The following is a 16,347-nucleotide window of genomic DNA, read 5'->3' on the forward strand; positions in this document are numbered from 1 at the left end:
GCCGCACCACGGCTATTTGCTGGAGCGCATCGAAGCGGCACGCCCGCGCTGGATTCCGGCGACCGTGCTGCTACGCGAGTTGCGCGAACGCGGCTACGACGGTGGCGTCAGCCAGCTCGAGGTGTTTCTGGCGCCGCATAAGNGCGCCGAGCCCGAGCCGCTGGTGCGCTTCGAGACGGCCCCTGGCAAGCAAATGCAGGCCGACTTCACAGTCATTCGGCGCGGGCGCGAGCCACTGCTGGCACTGGTGGCGACGCTGGGCTACAGCCGCGCGAGCTTCGTGCGTTTCACGGCCGGCGAGGACACCGCCACGCTATGCGCCTGTCTGGAAGAGGCGCTGGCTTTCTTCGGCGGCGTGCCTGAATAATCGGCAGCTGCCGATTACTCAGGTAATCAGCAGCAGCGAGAAATCCGAAGGAACTCGCCCCGTCCTTTGCTCCTCCATACCCAACAGCGACAGTTCCTTCAGATTTGGTAGGCCAGCTCAAAGCGATTCCAGCCAAGTGAGCAAGTCCTCGTTGCGGCGCCATGGTGGTGGCTTGTCGATCTTCGAATGCGGCTGCAGCCGCTGCAGGGCTTCGCGTTTGGTGTCCAAATTTGCTTGGGCGTAGTGATTGGTGGTGTCGAGGCTCGCGTGCCCCAACCAACTCCGGATCACGGTGACATCGACGCCAGCGGCGACCAGGTGGACCGCAGCCGCGTGCCGAAAAGTGTGCGGCGAGATCTTATTCGATGCCAACGTCGGCACAACCGCAGCGGCGCTACGCACGTACTGCGTGAGCTTGAAGCGGACTCCCGAGGGTCCCAGAGGCATGCCATATCGATTGACAAACAACCTTTCGTTGCTAGCGCACGGTTGCCGCTGCAGCAATGCCTTTAGCAACTCGACGATCTCTGGCCACAGCGGGCAGATGCGTTCCCTGCGGCCCTTCCCGAGCAGTCGCACGCAGTTCGGTGGGTCGAATCGGATGTCGGCAGGACAAAGATTGAGCACCTCTTGTATCCGCGCACCCGTGTTATAAAGGAGCCATAGCAGCACGTGATCACGTTGTCCTTCCAGCTGGGTGCGATCCGGCTGCGCCCGGATTGCCTCGATCTTGTGCATGTGGAGCTCCTGGCGCACCGGCATCGGCGCCTTCTTAGTCGGAATTCGCAGCACCTCGGAACACTGCTCGATGGCTGTGGGGTCACGCTCGGCGACGAAACTGAAGAAGCTGCGCAACGCAGCGAGACGACAGTTTGCGCGTGCCGATAGAGACCTTGCGCTCGCGCTCGCTGTGCTGCAAGAACGCAGCGACCTCGGTTGCGTTTAGCGCTTGCAGCGTGAGATCGGCGACACGACAACGTCGGCGCTCAGCGACAAAACGCAGGAACAGTCGCCAGGCGTCTCGGTAGGAACGTATCGTGTGGGCGGAGACGTTGCGCTGTTCTGCCAGCCGCTCATAGAAGAAGGTCCGCAGCAGTCGCGGGAAAGGATCGGTCGGCTTCATCATGATGCTCTCCCGGGGATGTGCACCTGATGCAGCACCAGATGTCGAAACCGCTCGCTGGCGAGCTGCAGCAGTTCCTGCGTCACGGTCAAGTAGACGAGCGTGGAGTTGATGTCCTTGTGGCCTAGGTAGGTTGCCAGGTACGGCAGCCGCGCCTGAGGATTGATTCCTTGGCGATACCAGGAAAGCATCCGATAGACGACGAAAACGTGCCGAAGATCATGGATTCGAGGCCCGCAGCGTCCCTGTTCGGGCTTGAGCCCGGCGCGTCTCAACACGGCCACCAGCAACTTCTCGATCATCACCCGCGAGTAGCGACCGGCAGCCTGCTGATGCCAGAACAAGCCGCTGTCGCCGTCCTGCGGTGCTCCGGCGCGTCGTCTCGCGTCGAGATACTCGCGCAGCGCTGCCACCACACTGTCAGACAGGGGCAGGCTTCTGGATTTGAAGAGCTTCGTCTCGCGAACTTCCAGCATGCCCGTGCTGAGGTCGAAGTTCCCAAGATCCAGCCGCGCGAGTTCACCAAGACGCAGTCCGGCGCAGCAGGCGAGTACGAGCATTGTGTACAGCGCAAGTGGCCGGAGCGGAGCGCGAGGAGATGGGAAGGCGCGCGCGGTGTCGAACAACAACTGCAGCTCTTGCGGGGTATAGATGTACGGACGCCGACGTTCCCATTCGATGCGGTGCTTCAGTCGACGATCCGGCGGCGGCAGTGCGACGCTCGGATCGACACGTCGCCATGCGCGCAACAGGGCGCGTCCCGCCTGTTGGCACTCCCAGGCGTGATTCAGCGTCCGGCCCTGTGCGGCCCACTGCTGCAACAGTACCGCCGGCGGTCGCCCGGGGAGTTCCGGGCGACCTTGCAGGAACCGGTCGAAACGCAGGAGCCAGCCCGACTGTGTCTCATAACGGTAGCCTACCGCGCGCATGAGCTCCACATGCTCGCGCAGCATCTCGCCGAGAAAGCTGGCGAACCGAGCCGGCGGGCGCAGAGACTCGAGCGCCTGCAGAGGTTCGGCTGCGAGCAGCGCACGCGCGATTGGCGTGCCGTATCGTTGACCATAGCAGGAGCGCAGCTCCGCCAGTGGGTTGTGCGAAATCATGCCCTCCGAGTGGAGATAATCTAGGAAGCGATCAACGATGCACGCCCGGTGCAGCACCATGTGGACAGGCGAGTGCCGCGCGCGCTCCAGCAGCCATCCCTGCATCGTAGAGGTGCTGACTGCGGCATCGCCACGTTGCCGCACGAAACGCTGGAACCCGCGCAAAACACAACGGTAGACCTTGGCCGTATCGCGACTGCGCAGCCCCAGGTGATGTACGTGACGCTCGATCGCGTCGCACTTCATCTTCGAGCCACGTATTCATTGCGCCCCGTCGGTCAGGAGTTCGCTGATCTCCAGGGAGACGTCGCGCAGTTCATCGACAGCGAGCTTCAGGTACGGCAACACGGAACTTGATGAGCGGTGCCCCAGCACGTCCTCAATCAGCTTGGGCGGCACCCCGCCGCGCAATAGGCTGATGGCACGCGCGTGCCGGAAGGCATGCGGTCCGCGCTTGCCATTGGTTTGCACGCCTGCAGCATCGAGCCGCCTGCGCAGTGAGGTGTACAGGCTTGAGCCGTTGGTGCGTATTCCGGTGAATGTGACCGACGATTCCGGCATCGTGACCACTGATTCCGTTTTATCGTGACCGCTGTGGCCCCGCAGTTTCCGGCTGATTGTGACCGGCAATTCCGGCGTCGTGACCGGTGATGGGTTGAGGGTGTTGCGCGGGGACGGATTCTACTCTGCCAAGCTAAGCAGTGTGGCTGCCGCTGGATGTCGTGCTCGTTTTTTGAGCAGACTTTCTGAGCGAATCGCCCGCCAGCGTGATGCGGTGAATACGGTGCATCAGACGATCGAGGATCGCATCGGCGATGGTGGAATCGCCGATCCAGCCATGCCAGTGCTCGACGGGTAGTTGGCTGGTAATGAGTAGCCCACGGCTGCTGCCGCGATCGTCAATGAGTTCAAGCAGGTCATTGCGCGTGACCGCGTCCAGCGGCGCCACCGCCCAGTCGTCCAGTACGATCAGGTCGGTTTTGGCCATCTGCAGCAGCCATTTGCCGAAGCCACCGCTGCCATGCAGAATACGTAACTCTTCTGCCAGCCTGGGCACGCGCAGATAAGCGACGGAATGCCCGCGGCGGCAGGCGTACTGCGCCAGCGCGCAGGCCAGCCAGGTCTTGCCGACGCCGGTCGGGCCACCGATCAGGACAGTATGTCCGGTTGTGATCCAGTCGGACAGCGCGAGACTGGTGACCTGTTTCCGATCAATGCCGCGGCCTGGACGGGCGTCAAGATCCTCGATGGTGGCGTGGGGGTACTTGAGGCGGGCACGCTGCAAGAGACGGGCAAGCTTGCGGTCATTGCGCCAGAGCAGTTCGCGGTCGATCAGCAGCGCCAGGCGTTCCTCGAAGGCGAGCGCGCTGGCGCCGGGCTGGGCAAGCTGTTCTTCCAGGGCGGCGGCAAAGCCGTCGAGCTTGAGTGAGCGCAGTTGCGCGAGCGTGGTGTGGGTCATCATGAGATTGGGTTCCGGTTGTGAGCGCCAGGCAAGCAAGATCGACTGTGGCGGCTGCCCAGCGGTGTGCGAGGGCCATTGAGGTGAATCGCGGGAGTTAGTGCTGCCTGGCAGACAGCGTTACTGGTAGTAGCTGGGGCCGCGCAGGTGTGCGTGGTCGGGACTGACCCACTCGGCAGGAGGGGCCGTGGTCAGCCTATCGCGACCGGTTTCGAGCACGTTCTTGTCATGACCCCAGGAAGCCGCGAAAAATCAAAAATGCAATTAACTACCAGACAGCTACCCACAACAGCATTGTCAGCTTCCAAGGCGAAGGCAACACCGAAGCGGTGCTCCTATTGCGCGTGGACGGCGATGGTAAAATTTCATTTTCGTGAAATTTTATTTCGCCCTATGCCGAGGCCTCTTCCTGATCCAACGCCACCATCACGCGCGACCATCCGCAGCATTGACTAACTTGGTGACCGGATACGGGCAACGCGGGCAGGGGAAGGTATGCCCATTGACCAGGCCGCCACTCATTGTGGCGTTTCCGTTGGCATGCTGTCCAAGCTGGAGAACGGCAAGGGCGTCAATCTGGCGCACGCGCTGCGCGTGATGGACGGACTGGGTTTGACGATGCTCGTCGTGCCGAGGGCGCATGCGGCGTTGCTCGAACAGGCAGCGGCTCATGCGGCCAAGATGGACAAAAATGCAGCCAGGGAGCGGAAAGCCGGGGTTGAAGAGTAGACAACAGCATGTGGCAGGCAACGCGCGGCTTGCTAAACACCCAGCCGGCGGTGGGCGAGCTCTTCCACGATCGATGCCTGGAGCCTGTCGCGAGATACCTTGAGCGGATCGCGCTCTGGGGTGGATGCCATCCAGCGCTCGAAGTCGACGAATGCGGCTGGACTGATCGTCGTCATCCGCGCCATTCTTCCGGTCACGGAAACGATGGGCGCAGAGAATGGAGGCGACCCCAACAGGACATTTGGGCGTCGCACCTGGATTGCCCAGAGGTCATCTTCATAATCTCGCAGAGCATGCCGCCGCGAACTTCTGTGGCCTTGCGGCGCGCGGATTACCACGCTTCGAACATCGTCTTCGCGTCAAGTTACTGGCGCAGCGCATTTTTATCCAACTCGATCCGACGATCCAAGGGGTTTCAGTATAAAAGTGCAATATGCAAATTTCATACTGAAACCCATGCATCATGCAGGCCTTGAGCATCCACCGCAGGGGGCAACTGAGTCGCGCGATGGTGTCATTGCGGATGAGACATTGCAGCCACGCTGCAGGCAGGTTCCTGCTGCAACCTTCATTGAACCCGCGTGGCGGTGCACGCCTTCGGGCTGGTTGATATCCCGGCGCATCCTCTTCGCTGTGCAGGGAGCCGTTCGTCGTGGAGATCGACGAATGCCCAAAGTTATCCCGCACGTAACGCAGTCATCTTGAGGATCCGCTATCGAAAGTCTTGAAAGCAGTCTTCAGACTATCAACCAGATCTGCCACGATCTGGTCATTCTCGAGAATGGGGAACTCCTTTCGGAGCTTGTTGGAGACTGCACCCTGATTGTCCCTGATCGAGCGGATGATCCGATCGATATCGGCATCAGGACCGTCGATGATGTCCTTCACCATCCGCCGAGCGGTTGTCCACTCCTGCAGAATCCCCGCCTCTGTCCTCATCTCCTGCCGGATGGTTTTGTCGATGATGTCGGCCATATATTCGACCTGCACAGTTAGGTCGGGGTAACGCCATGCCGGTAGTGCAGCGTCATATCCGGCAAACTCAAAGTTCGATTGAATGCCATCCGGATACAACGTGCGGGAGGGCGCAAATTCGCAAAGGTTGCCGTACCTGCGCATTAATGGTTTCGAGAAGCATTCAAGGATATGGTCGTAGCGTGCGATGTTCTGCGGTTTCTCCGTGATGACAGCCGAGATCGGCAGGATGAAGGGTCGCGGCACGGCACCATCTCGTCGCAGGACGTCGTTAATGATGAACCGGTGGATACGGCCATTTCCGTCGGCCAGCGGGTGGATGAAAACGAATGCGAACGCGGCCGCGCCGGCCCGAATTACCGAGGATTGCCCGGCGGTGCGCTCCAGAAAGACCTCAAGTCCGTGCAGCAGGTCCCGCAGCCTATCCCAATGCGGAGCGACATAGTGGACGATCTGTTCAAACCGATGCGTTTCGCCAACGAACACCGGCGAGGCCCGCAGCCCGAAACGGGAAATAGTGCTGCGCTCGCTAACGATTTCTCGCTGCAGCTCGGCTAGCGTATCCGGGGACAGTAGCGCGGGGTATTCACCGATCCGCCGTTCCATGACTGCCGCAAATCGGCGAATTCGGTCCAGTTGGTCCTGCTCGTGCTCGATCGCAAACGACGACTTGGATTCCTTGATCGTCAGCCAGACGGCGCTGCGCATCAGGACATTGTCCCCGAACTCGGCATTCAGCTCGTCGAGCCGGGCGGCGCAGTCGTAGTCCTGTGCCGCCTTGACTTCGGGTGTCCGTCGAATCAGGGGGCAGAAATCTCGATTGCCGGGAAGGTTGTCGCGCACGCGCCAACGTTGATTTCGAGTGGGTATCGTCGCGGCAAAGTAAGCCTCAGAGTCAATCGCGTCGACGTAGTTGCCCCCGGTCACGGCCCCGACGCCGGCGATCTGGCGGCCGGTTAGCCATTCATACAGAAATCCAACTCGTCTGGCATACTGGCCGGTGCGCTCGCTGTTCAGCCAGGCAGCCAACTCTCCCTGGGGAAGTACATCAAAGAGCCGTGCCAGGAACTCGAGATGGACTCCTTCCTGTCGGATCGCATAAGTCAGGTGGGCCTGCAGCGTTGGCTCCTGGCGAGAACCGGCGGGATAGATCTCCAGCGTCTTACCCTCGGTGACCACGGAACGCCGAGCGGCGCCAATCTCGCTGGTAATCTGAAATTCCTGTACCGGGGTTATCTGATAGTGCTCTGCGAGCCACTTGTACCCTATCCATTCCGTGCTCAACGTGAACTCCGTCGTTTAATTTGGCCTGCGGATGTTTAAAAATTCCGCTATTTCTTGATTATCGTTTAAACGACACTTCGTTGTTGACGTCGAACGCTTTTGGAAACGCATGCTTGGCGGAAGCAAGCGCTTTCGCTTGAGCAAGCGGCGGCGCATGCGGTCAAGATTCTGGTGTGAAAAGGGCAGGCCGCGATCGGGTCGGGTGTCAATCTCAGTTGCCCGCACGATCGACGCAAAGAGCCATTCGCCGGGCGGGGGGGCGCCTTAGGTCTTGCTGGTCCAGCCGATGCGATGCCGCACTTGCGTGGCCTCGTGCCGCGCATCGTCCTCGCTGTGCAGGTAGCCGCTGGTCGTCGAGATCGACGCATGCCCGAAGTTGTCCCGCACGTAACGCAGATCCACCTGCCGGTCGGTCATGTGGGAGCCGGCGGTGTGGCGCAGCCAGTGCGCCGAGGCGCTGGCCAGGACATCGGCCTGCGCCGCCCATTCGGGTCCGCGCGCGCGCAGGCTCGCTGCCGCCAGGCCGAACACTTCCTTCAGGATCAGGTGCAGCGCGCTGCGTGACAGGCCTCGTTCACGGTTCTCCTGACCGATGACCGGCAGCAGCAAGGGGCGGGTCTCCCCAGGCTGCGGCGTCGGCGCCAGTCCGTGGGCGCGGCGGTAGCGCGCCAGTTCAGCAATCAGCTCGTCGGTGGCCGGCACCAGCCGGGTCTTGTTGCCCTTGCCGGTCACTTCCAGCCACCAGCGCTCGATGCCCTGGGTGTCGCGCCGGCAGAAGAACGCCCCCATTGTCGTGCCGGTGACCTCCGCCGCGCGCAAACCCCCCAGGTAGAGCACGGTCAGCAGCCAGCGACAGCGCGCCGCATGCAGGCGTTCGCGCTCGGTGGCGGTGTCGGCGGTCCCCGGCATCGCCTCGATGGTGGCCTTGACCACGTCCCACAGTTCGTGACTGAGGTAGCGCTTGATGCGCGGGCGGGTCGGCGCGCGCCGCCGGCGCGCGAGCGCCAGCGGATTGCCGGCGAGGTAGCTGGCCTCGGTCAGCCAGGCGAACAGCGCGTTCAGGATCACCAGTGCCTGACGAATGCTGCGGGGCGCCAGCGGTCCGGCAAACGGCCGCCAGTCCGGATGACTGCGCGCGAGTTTTTTGCTGCCGGCCAGCACCCAGCGCGCGGCCGGTTGCGGGTCGGCGAGGAAGCGCTCATACGCGAGCAGGTCCTCGTGCGTCAGCGACGACAGTGGCTTGCCCAATTGCAGTACCGACCACAGGATCAAGCGCTCGACCTCGCGCCGGTAGGCGGTCAGCGTCGCCGCGCTGTCGGCATAGCGCGCGAGCCAGGCGGTGACGGCGGCGAGATCGTCGCCCGCGGCAATGCCGGTGGCGCGGTCCGGGGCGCGGTTGCTGCCGGCAGCGCCAGACAGTGCCGGAGGCAGGCGCAGGCGTTCCAGCGGGATGGGAAGCGCGGTGGGGAGCGGGGCGGCCGGGCCGTCCGAAGGTGGGAGCGGAAGCAATTCCATGAGTAGGCGCCGAATTTTCAAGAATCGGCGGAGCTGGGGGAGCGGTCAAATCGGGCCGCCCTCGGCTGCTATGCTGCCACTGCCGAAGTTTCTGTGGACCCTAAACCCGGATGACGAGGTCGGAATACTTCCAGACGTGTTCGTCTGCCGAGAGCAGTCGCAATGGTTCGGTGATCGCCTGAGCGACCAGCAGCCGATCAAACGGATCGCGATGGTGGTTTGGCAGATGACGCACTGCGGCTGCATGCGTGTTCGTCACCGGAAGTTCGCGAAAGCCTGCGGCGGGTATTTCAGCGATGAGTTCGTCGACATCGACTTCGATCTTGTCGAGGCCCGCCTTGATGGAGATTTCCCAGAGGCTGGCCGCACTGATGAAGACCTCCTCGGCCTCCAGGATCATTCGCTGCGCGCTCTGGCTCAACTTCGGGTCATTCGTCACCGCCCAGAGGAACACATGGGTATCGAGCAGGATGCGCATTACCGTCCTTCGAAGGCGGCCAGCAAGTCATCGGGGAGCGGCGCGTCGAAGTCATCCGCCGTGCGGATCTTGCCCAGCAGCCCGCCGAGGCGCCGTGGGGGCTTTGGCTTGGCGAACGGCACGATCCGGACCACCGGCTTGCCCGCCTTCGCAATCACGACCTCGTCGCCTGCCGCCACCTCTTCGATGAGCCGCGAAAGGTGGGTTTTGGCCTCATGAATGTTCACGGTCTGCATAGTGTTCTCCTGCAAGAGAAACTTAGTCTAGCTTAGTCTGTTCAGATCCGCAAGGTTACGTAGATGCCAGATCCTCCGCGCATTCGCTAGACATAAGCGGATTTATGTCTAAACTTTGTCGATTGAAATTACATCTATAACGTATTACGTAGTAATATATATAAATTCAACGACGCTTTTTGCCGATGGCCGCCGCCGACCTCGATCTGACCGACACCGCCTTGCAGGCTGACCTGACCGAACTACGCAGCCGTTTTCCCGAAACCCGCGCGCTGTACCGCGAGGTCTGCGGCCTGCTGTTCTTCCGTTACGGTGTCACGCCCACCGCCAACAAGCTCTACAGCTTGGTCCGCAAGGGCAGCATGGGCACGCCCGCCGAGGTGCTGCAGGCGTTCTGGCAGGAACTGCGCGGGCGCACGCGCGTGACCATCGACCATCCGGACCTGCCGGACCCCCTCAAGCAGATCGCCGCCGAGGCGGTGCAGACCATCTGGCAGTCGGCCAACGAGGCCGCCACGGCGGAACTCGCCACGCTGCGTGCCGAAGCGCGTGACGCAGCGAATGCCGCGGAATCGGAACGCGATGCCGCGCGCGCCGAGACCGCGGTCGCGCGCGAAGACGCGCTGGCGCTCTCGGCGCAGCTGGGCGAGGCGCGCCAGGCGCACGACGCCGTGCAGGCCGAACTGGCGGCCGAGCGCCAGGCGCACGCCGCGACGCGGGCGCGTTGGGAAGCGGGGCGGGGGGAACTGGAGGCGGCGGGGCGCCAGCTGGCGGAACTGCGCACCCAATTCTCGACGGAGCTGGAGCGGGCGCGCGAGGCGGTGACGCTCGCGCAGGAACGCGCCGAAGCCAGCGAGCGGCGCAGCTTGCGCGAACTGGACCAGGAGCGCACCGCGCGCCAGAAGAGCGAGCGCACGGCCGAAGACCTGCGCGGCGAACTGGCGGTGGCACGCAGCGAGGCGCGCGATGCGGCGGTGGCGCAGGCGGAGGGCCGCACGAAGCTGGAAGCACAGGCCGCGGCGCTGGCCGAGCGGCTCGCGGCCACCGAGCAGGCGCAGCGCCGGGCGGAGCGGGCCGAAGCGGAAGCCGCGCTCGCGCGCCAGTTGCTGGCCACCTTGCGCGTCGCGCCGCGCGAACGCGAAGGGGGCCGGCGGCGCAAGGCAGCCAGTTCGGCGGCGACCGTGCCGGAAGAACAAGGCGACGGTCAGGAGGGTCGGCCGGAATTCGCGAAATTTTCGCCAAATATGGCTTAACACATTGATCTAAAAGAGGAATTCGGTTCCATGCGCGCTCCTCGAACGCTGCATCGCTAAATCAAGCGCCACGGGAACCGCATGCTGATCGTCTCAAATCGGTCCGTCTCGACCGATATAGGGATGTCGCCAACCGTGGCTTGAATGACCGCTGGTCGCTCATCGCCGGACACCCAGCGAACTGAGGCCGATGCCCGTAAATCGGAGGCCATTGCGGACATGACTGATCCAGTCGACCGCTCTAACTTCAGAAAAAAGGACTCTGTGATGGCTTTCGCCGACACAGGGCTTACCGCAGCAAATCACTCAGTGGTGCTGGGGCTCCAGAAAGCCTGGCTGACAGCACTGGACGCTGCCAGTCTCGCAACAACGTGATCGAGCTTCTCCCCGTCGACTGAGGTCGCCATCAGCACGGCTTCGATCTCCACGTCGTCGGTACCAAAGGCGTGAACCACCAAGTCGCGGGTGGGATGATTGCTGTCCTCCAGGGCCTCATCCAACAAGCGCATTGCCTCTTTCTGGCGCTCCCGCGGAGCGATGACATAGACGGTATTAGTGACCTCCACGGCGGGCGTATCGATGGGCTGACGGTTGATACGGTCGACCACGGGGCGCAGCAGCGTATTTGCAGCCAGCACGAATAGACACCCGACTGTAGCCTCCGGAAGCAGGTCCGCGCCGGCACACGCACCTATGGCTGCCGAGCCCCACAAGGTGGCAGCGGTATTGAGGCCGCGCACATTCCCTTCTTCTCGCATGATCACGCCCGCGCCAAGGAAGCCGATTCCCGAGACCACGTAGGCGACGACACGCACGGCACCATCGTGCCCGGCCAGCCGGTTGGCCATATCTACAAAAATGGCAGCGCCGACAGCCACCAGCACATTGGTGCGTAGGCCGGCGGTACGTTGGCGGTACTGTCGTTCGTAACCGATTATCGCACCCAGCACGAATGCCGCGGCCACGCTGATACTGGTATCGAGCAGGGAATCCAGATTGATGTTTTGGATGGCTTCAATGGTCATGTTTCGAACTGGTCAGAGTCGGGCTCAGAGTGGGCAGCCTCAGCTTGAGGACAGCCAAATTGCATTAGCTTTCAAGCGAAAACCGCTCCGTATGGTCATCGCACGAGAAGATCTCAGCATAACGTCCCCATTCAATGATCGCCTCCAGCGTCTGCTTAGCCAGCTCATCGCTCAGAAAATCCTCTAACTTTTGCTCGAACCGGACGCGCGGGGCTTGCTGATCCTTTCGCTCAGCCAACACAGTTCGGATATAGCCGGCCATTGGTACGCGCCGCACCAGGTGTTCGGCGAACAGGGCTTTACGCTCCTGTGTACCATGCTCATTGAAGAGCAAGCCCGCTACGGTCAGGACAATATCGCCCTCGCGCAGCTCGGCGAAGCCGAGGTGCCCGAGGATCTCGGCGACGGGGAAGAGATCGTCCACTTCCAGGTGCATCGTGGCTGCGATTTCTGGCAGGTCAGCTTGGCCCCGATAGGGCTCAGCGGCTACCGTCTCGATCAGGCCCGCCATCAGATTGGTTGAAACCGGCTGCAAAGGGCTGCCGATGTCCAGGCCGTTTCTTGGCGCGGCACCCTTTGTCGGGCGGGCCGTCATCTTGGCGTAGATCTCGTCGACCAGTTCGCGGAATGCCGGCTCGAGGCGGTCACGCCGATGCTTGAAGGGTACTTGAAACTCAGCAACGACAGATCCCGGGTTGGACGAAAGCAGCAGAATGCGGTCGCACATGAACACCGCCTCCTCGATGTTGTGGGTCACGATCAGCATCGACTTGATCGGCAACATGCGCTCGGTCCACAGATCGAGCAGATCGGTACGCAAGGTCTCTGCTGTCAGCACGTCGAGCGCCGAGAATGGCTCATCCATCAGCAACAAGGTCGGATTGACAACGAGGGCCCGGGCAAAGCCGACACGCTGGCGCATACCGCCCGATAATTCGCGGGGGAACGCGTTCTCGAAGCCATCCAGGCCAATCAGGTCGATGGCTGCAAGCGCGCGCTCACGCCGCTCCGCCGGCGGCACGCCAAGCGCTTCCAGGCCGGCTTCAACATTGTCGAGGACGGTGAGCCACGGAAATAGCGCAAAGGTCTGGAAGACCATAGCGACACCTTCTGCTGGGCCTTTGATCGGTGAGCCGCAGTAGTCAAGCTGGCCGGACGTGGGCGAAATCAGGCCGGCAATCATGCGCAGCAATGTGGACTTGCCCGAGCCGGACCGACCAAGCAGGCCGACGATTTCGCCTTCGCGCAGTTTTAGGTTCACGCCGTCCAGCACCAGTCGCTTGCCCTGATCGCGGCCGTAGCCGTGGCTCAGGTCGCGAACGGTCAGGATGTTCTGGGTAGGGGTCAGGATTTCGTTTTGCATTATGTTTGCCCTCTCAGTTCATGCGCAGCTTGCTTTCGGCGATGGCGTACAGCGGACGCCACAGAAAACGGTTGAAACAGACCACCATGATCGACATGACAGCGATACCAAGGACGATTTTGGGATAGTCTCCAGCGGCGGTGGACTGGGCGATATAGGCGCCAAGGCCATGCGCCGACAGGCTGGTTGAGCCCCATGACACGGCCTCGGACACAATGCTCGCGTTCCACGCGCCGCCCGACGCGGTGATGGCGCCAGTCACGTAGTAGGGAAAAATCCCGGGCAGCATGATCTGCCTCCACCACTGCCAGCCACGAATGCGGAAGTTCGTGGCCGCTTCGCGGAAGTCGTTCGGAAATGCGGTGGCCCCGGCGATGACATTGAAGAGGATGTACCACTGCACTCCCAAAACGATCAGCGGACTCAGCCAGATGTCTGGGTTTAGATGGAAATGGACAATGCCGAACACAAATACCGGGAACAGCAGGTTGGCCGGGAAGGCGGCCAGGAACTGCGCCAGTGGCTGGATTTTTTCGGCAAGCCGGGGCCGCAGCCCAATCATGACCCCAACCGGCACCCAGATCAGGGAGGTGAGGACGATCAACACCAGCACGCGCAACAGTGTCAGCAGCCCCAGCCCAATGACTTTCACAACTTCGTCCAATCCGGCTTCAGTGTGCACATAGCTGACCGTCCGCCACAGCAGATAACCGGCAAGCACTGCCACAAGAAGGCTCCAGACCACGTCAACGACGCGGGCCAGGCCAGCCCGCTGGGGGCCTGAGGCCGCGGGCAGTTGCACCGCGAAGCGGGCCCGCGCCAGCTTGCGCAGCAGGCGGCCGAAGGTACGCAGCAAACTCTGGATCAAGTGGGTACGATGCACCAGGTTCAACACCCAGGACTGCGGCGCGGTTTGCGCGCTCGTGCTTTCCAGTCGGAAGCGATCTGCCCAGGCCACCATCGGACGAAACAGAAACTGGTCGTACAGGACGATCACTGCGATCATGGCCAGGATGACCCAACCCACCGCTGCCATATTGCTGTCGGCAATGGCCGTGGCCAGGAAGGCGCCGACCCCAGGCAGGGTGATTGACTTGTCGCCGACCGTAATGGCTTCCGAGGCGACAACAAAGAACCAGCCGCCCGACATGCTCATCATCATGTTCCAGATCAGCCCCGGCATGGCAAACGGCACCTCCAGCTTCCAGAATTTCTGCCAGGGCGTTAGGCGCATGCTGTTCGACACTTCGATCAAGTCAGGCGGTAGCGTGCGCAATGACTGGTAGAAGCTGAATGTCATGTTCCAAGCCTGGCTGGTGAAAATCGCAAAGATGGCCGCCAACTCGGCGCCAAGCATGCGGCCCGGAAAGAGCGCAAGGAAAAAGACCACGGTGAAGGAGATATAGCCTAGCACCGGCACCGACTGCAGGATGTCGAGCATGGGGACCAGTACCTTCTCCGCCCGGCGGCTCTTGGCTGCCAGCGTGCCATACGTGAAGGTGAACAGCAGCGACGCCGCCAGCGCGGCCAGCATACGCAGCGTGGTCCGCAGGGCGTACTCGGGCAGCATGGCAGGATCTAGCGAAATTGCCTCGGCGCTGGGTCCGGCAAGCGGTGCCAGTGTTTCACGGATGCCTGACGCGGCCACTACCAGCAGGCCGATAATCAGTGGTAGGGCAATGAAATCCCAGCGGTTCGGCAGCAGACGCCGAGCCGTACCTGGGAGTTGCGGCATGAATTCGTTTGCCATGGGGCTTCCTTGGCCGACAGCATGGTTAAACGGAAGCCCACGAAGCGTGTGCTGGCAGCTTGGTCAGAACAGGTTCGCGAGCCATTGGATTCACTACCCTGGCCGGGTCGCCAGCGGCTACGGGTAGTTGGCAGGCGCAGCACAGCGACTAGAGGCGTCATCCATAATGGCTCCTCCTGTTCACTGGGATACTATCGCTCTGCGCCTCAGAACTCGGCGTGGAACCGGACGCCATAGAATGTTGCCGGCCCCCGGTCCCGGTTGTAGCCCGGGTTGCGGATGTATTGAAAATTCGGACTGACGCTGAAGTACTTCAACAACGCCAGGCTGTAATAGATCTCGAGCACTTGTTCCGGTCCATAGCGCAATGCGCCATCGCCGAGGAACGCTCCCAGACCGCCGGCGGCCAGGTAGTCCCGGTGCGGTGATCGCAGCATGTTGACGGCCATCGCCACCCCGAGTTCGTCATTGGGCCGTCCCCAGGACGTGCCTTTGAGCGTGCCGCCGCCGGCAATTTGCTTGCCGATCTCGGTAAAGGCGTAGGTTTCCGTCTTGTCGTCCGACATATTGGCGCGGAAGAACACGCCCAGCGAATCATTGACCTCCTGCAGCAACGTAATGCCCACGCCCACCTTGGCATGTTCCGCGCGCACGTCGGCAACATCGGGCGTCACGTTGTTGGCCTGCCCGAATGCGATGGCATCGCTGAACTTGCCCATCTTCGCTTTATTGCGCCAGAGCAGCAGGCGCGCCGCTCCGGGACGGCCAGCGAGGGTATAGCGCTTTTCAAGCTCCAGGATGTCGCCGTAGTGCTCAAACATCCGTGTGTCGAGCTTCAGTCCGTTGGATTCGAGCGGTTGCAGGAAATGACCAAAGCGCGCCGACCAGCCATCGCCCACGTACTCTAGCGACACGCCCCAGTTGTAGCCGCGCGCATCGGCGGGATAGTCGAACGAGCCATGTGTCAGCGATGACCAGTTCATGAACTGGGTGCGCGGGTCGGAGCCGTAGGGGTTCAGGTCGAAGACGTCGAGCACGCCGAAGTTGCCAGCGGTCAGCACGACGCGCTGTTTGTCGACGGTTCGCGCAAACTGGTTGAAGTCGGCATCAAGCTTCTCCTCGCCACCACCCAGGCCCCAGGTCTGGCGCACGAAGGCGCGGGCCCGGTAGAACGTAGGATTGGTGCCCGACGATTTGGCCAGTTCCCCGTTGGTCAGGCCTCCGAGACCATGCAGGCCAGAGAAGGGCACACCCTGCGAGACTTCAGGATTGAAGTGAAACTCTGCCCCTTGCCATAGGCGCAGGCCCAGGTCGAGCGTGCTGGTGAACGAATAACTCTTGGCCCGTTCCGTGCCGAGGCTGTGCTCGCCGGAATAGGCCGCGCCAAACGAAGGCTTGCGCTGCCAGATGTAGGTGGCTTGCCCGTGGAAGGCAAAACGGTCCTCCATCGGATCTGCCGTCGCATTGCCGGGGGCAGCGCCGGAAGCCGGCTGGCTTTCACCGGCGTTCTGGGCATGCGCCGGTGCGAGACCAATGGCTAGGAGCACCACGGTCAGCGCCGCGAGCGTGCGGGCCGACCAACGAGTGCCCTTCAAAAGGGTGAGGGCGGAGAAGGCAAACTGAAAACAGGTAATGAACGACATGAGACCTCCCTCACGCGCTTCTATGGCGCGTGTAGGCTCGGGGC

The 16,347-nt window shown here is 62.1% G+C and carries 16 protein-coding genes and 1 pseudogene; 3 read left to right on the forward strand and 14 right to left on the reverse strand.

Annotated elements, in window-relative coordinates; genetic code table 11:
• A pseudogene (locus tag A3AG_RS31255) lies at positions 1-364 on the forward strand (DDE-type integrase/transposase/recombinase); the annotation flags it as partial.
• A gap of 120 nt (positions 365-484) precedes the next feature.
• On the opposite strand, the gene A3AG_RS34470 reads toward A3AG_RS31255, so the two are convergent.
• The 5 genes from A3AG_RS34470 to istB all read right to left on the reverse strand — a co-directional run bounded on the left by A3AG_RS34470 (position 485) and on the right by istB (position 4,055).
• Positions 485-1,105 (reverse strand): tyrosine-type recombinase/integrase, encoded by a 621-nt coding sequence (locus A3AG_RS34470; protein WP_240619779.1) that lies wholly within the window; start codon positions 1,103-1,105, stop codon positions 485-487.
• An 82-nt stretch (positions 1,106-1,187) separates the two neighbouring features.
• Complete coding sequence (locus A3AG_RS34475; RefSeq protein ID WP_116344303.1) at positions 1,188-1,493, reverse strand: site-specific integrase; 306 nt, start codon at positions 1,491-1,493, stop codon at positions 1,188-1,190.
• Positions 1,490-2,839: a tyrosine-type recombinase/integrase gene (locus A3AG_RS0102515; protein WP_012354819.1), complete on the reverse strand. Its 1,350-nt coding sequence runs from the start codon at positions 2,837-2,839 to the stop codon at positions 1,490-1,492. The genes A3AG_RS34475 and A3AG_RS0102515 overlap by 4 nt, the downstream gene beginning before the upstream one ends.
• 15 nt (positions 2,840-2,854) lie before the next feature.
• On the reverse strand, positions 2,855-3,223 hold the full coding sequence (locus tag A3AG_RS0102520; RefSeq protein ID WP_232348032.1) for a tyrosine-type recombinase/integrase: 369 nt from the start codon (positions 3,221-3,223) through the stop codon (positions 2,855-2,857).
• A gap of 64 nt (positions 3,224-3,287) precedes the next feature.
• Positions 3,288-4,055, reverse strand: a complete 768-nt coding sequence (gene istB / locus A3AG_RS0102525; RefSeq protein WP_012354821.1) for an IS21-like element helper ATPase IstB — start codon at positions 4,053-4,055, stop codon at positions 3,288-3,290.
• Positions 4,056-4,520: 465 nt separating this feature from the next.
• On the opposite strand from istB, the gene A3AG_RS33100 reads away from it, so the two are divergent.
• Positions 4,521-4,781, forward strand: a complete 261-nt coding sequence (locus A3AG_RS33100; protein WP_256461669.1) for a helix-turn-helix domain-containing protein — start codon at positions 4,521-4,523, stop codon at positions 4,779-4,781.
• Between the two features lie 32 nt (positions 4,782-4,813).
• Here A3AG_RS33100 and A3AG_RS33105 read toward each other — a convergent pair whose 3' ends face one another.
• From A3AG_RS33105 to A3AG_RS0102555, 5 genes are all read right to left on the reverse strand, one after another.
• A complete protein-coding gene (locus tag A3AG_RS33105; RefSeq protein WP_232348034.1) occupies positions 4,814-5,119 on the reverse strand; it encodes a GSU2403 family nucleotidyltransferase fold protein in 306 nt (101 codons plus the stop codon).
• A 358-nt stretch (positions 5,120-5,477) separates the two neighbouring features.
• The gene (locus A3AG_RS0102540) at positions 5,478-7,040 is read right to left on the reverse strand and encodes a Fic family protein (RefSeq protein ID WP_012354823.1); all 1,563 of its coding nucleotides are present in this window, start codon (positions 7,038-7,040) and stop codon (positions 5,478-5,480) included.
• A 264-nt stretch (positions 7,041-7,304) separates the two neighbouring features.
• Positions 7,305-8,555 (reverse strand): tyrosine-type recombinase/integrase, encoded by a 1,251-nt coding sequence (locus A3AG_RS0102545; RefSeq protein ID WP_012354824.1) that lies wholly within the window; start codon positions 8,553-8,555, stop codon positions 7,305-7,307.
• A 100-nt stretch (positions 8,556-8,655) separates the two neighbouring features.
• Complete coding sequence (locus A3AG_RS0102550) at positions 8,656-9,033, reverse strand: type II toxin-antitoxin system VapC family toxin (protein WP_012354825.1); 378 nt, start codon at positions 9,031-9,033, stop codon at positions 8,656-8,658.
• Positions 9,033-9,269 carry a type II toxin-antitoxin system Phd/YefM family antitoxin gene (locus A3AG_RS0102555; protein WP_012354826.1) on the reverse strand — a complete coding sequence of 79 codons (237 nt, stop codon included), beginning with the start codon at positions 9,267-9,269 and terminating at the stop codon, positions 9,033-9,035. Before A3AG_RS0102555 ends, A3AG_RS0102550 begins: the two co-directional genes overlap by 1 nt.
• A gap of 185 nt (positions 9,270-9,454) precedes the next feature.
• Here A3AG_RS0102555 and A3AG_RS0102560 point away from each other — a divergent pair, with 185 nt between their 5' ends.
• The gene (locus tag A3AG_RS0102560) at positions 9,455-10,522 is read left to right on the forward strand and encodes a DNA-binding protein (RefSeq protein ID WP_012354827.1); all 1,068 of its coding nucleotides are present in this window, start codon (positions 9,455-9,457) and stop codon (positions 10,520-10,522) included.
• Between the two features lie 302 nt (positions 10,523-10,824).
• Here the strand turns inward: A3AG_RS0102560 and A3AG_RS0102565 are convergent, their stop codons facing one another.
• From A3AG_RS0102565 to A3AG_RS0102580, 4 genes are all read right to left on the reverse strand, one after another.
• A complete protein-coding gene (locus A3AG_RS0102565; RefSeq protein ID WP_012354828.1) occupies positions 10,825-11,547 on the reverse strand; it encodes an MgtC/SapB family protein in 723 nt (240 codons plus the stop codon).
• Positions 11,548-11,611: 64 nt separating this feature from the next.
• Positions 11,612-12,910 carry an ABC transporter ATP-binding protein gene (locus tag A3AG_RS0102570; protein WP_012354829.1) on the reverse strand — a complete coding sequence of 433 codons (1,299 nt, stop codon included), beginning with the start codon at positions 12,908-12,910 and terminating at the stop codon, positions 11,612-11,614.
• Positions 12,911-12,923: 13 nt separating this feature from the next.
• Positions 12,924-14,660, reverse strand: a complete 1,737-nt coding sequence (locus A3AG_RS0102575) for an ABC transporter permease (protein ID WP_012354830.1) — start codon at positions 14,658-14,660, stop codon at positions 12,924-12,926.
• Between the two features lie 206 nt (positions 14,661-14,866).
• On the reverse strand, positions 14,867-16,303 hold the full coding sequence (locus A3AG_RS0102580) for a carbohydrate porin (RefSeq protein ID WP_081479558.1): 1,437 nt from the start codon (positions 16,301-16,303) through the stop codon (positions 14,867-14,869).
• Positions 16,304-16,347 lie beyond the last annotated feature (44 nt).

Origin of the sequence: Cupriavidus neocaledonicus (assembly GCF_000372525.1) — a bacterium.
Taxonomy (GTDB): Bacteria; Pseudomonadota; Gammaproteobacteria; order Burkholderiales; family Burkholderiaceae; genus Cupriavidus; species Cupriavidus neocaledonicus.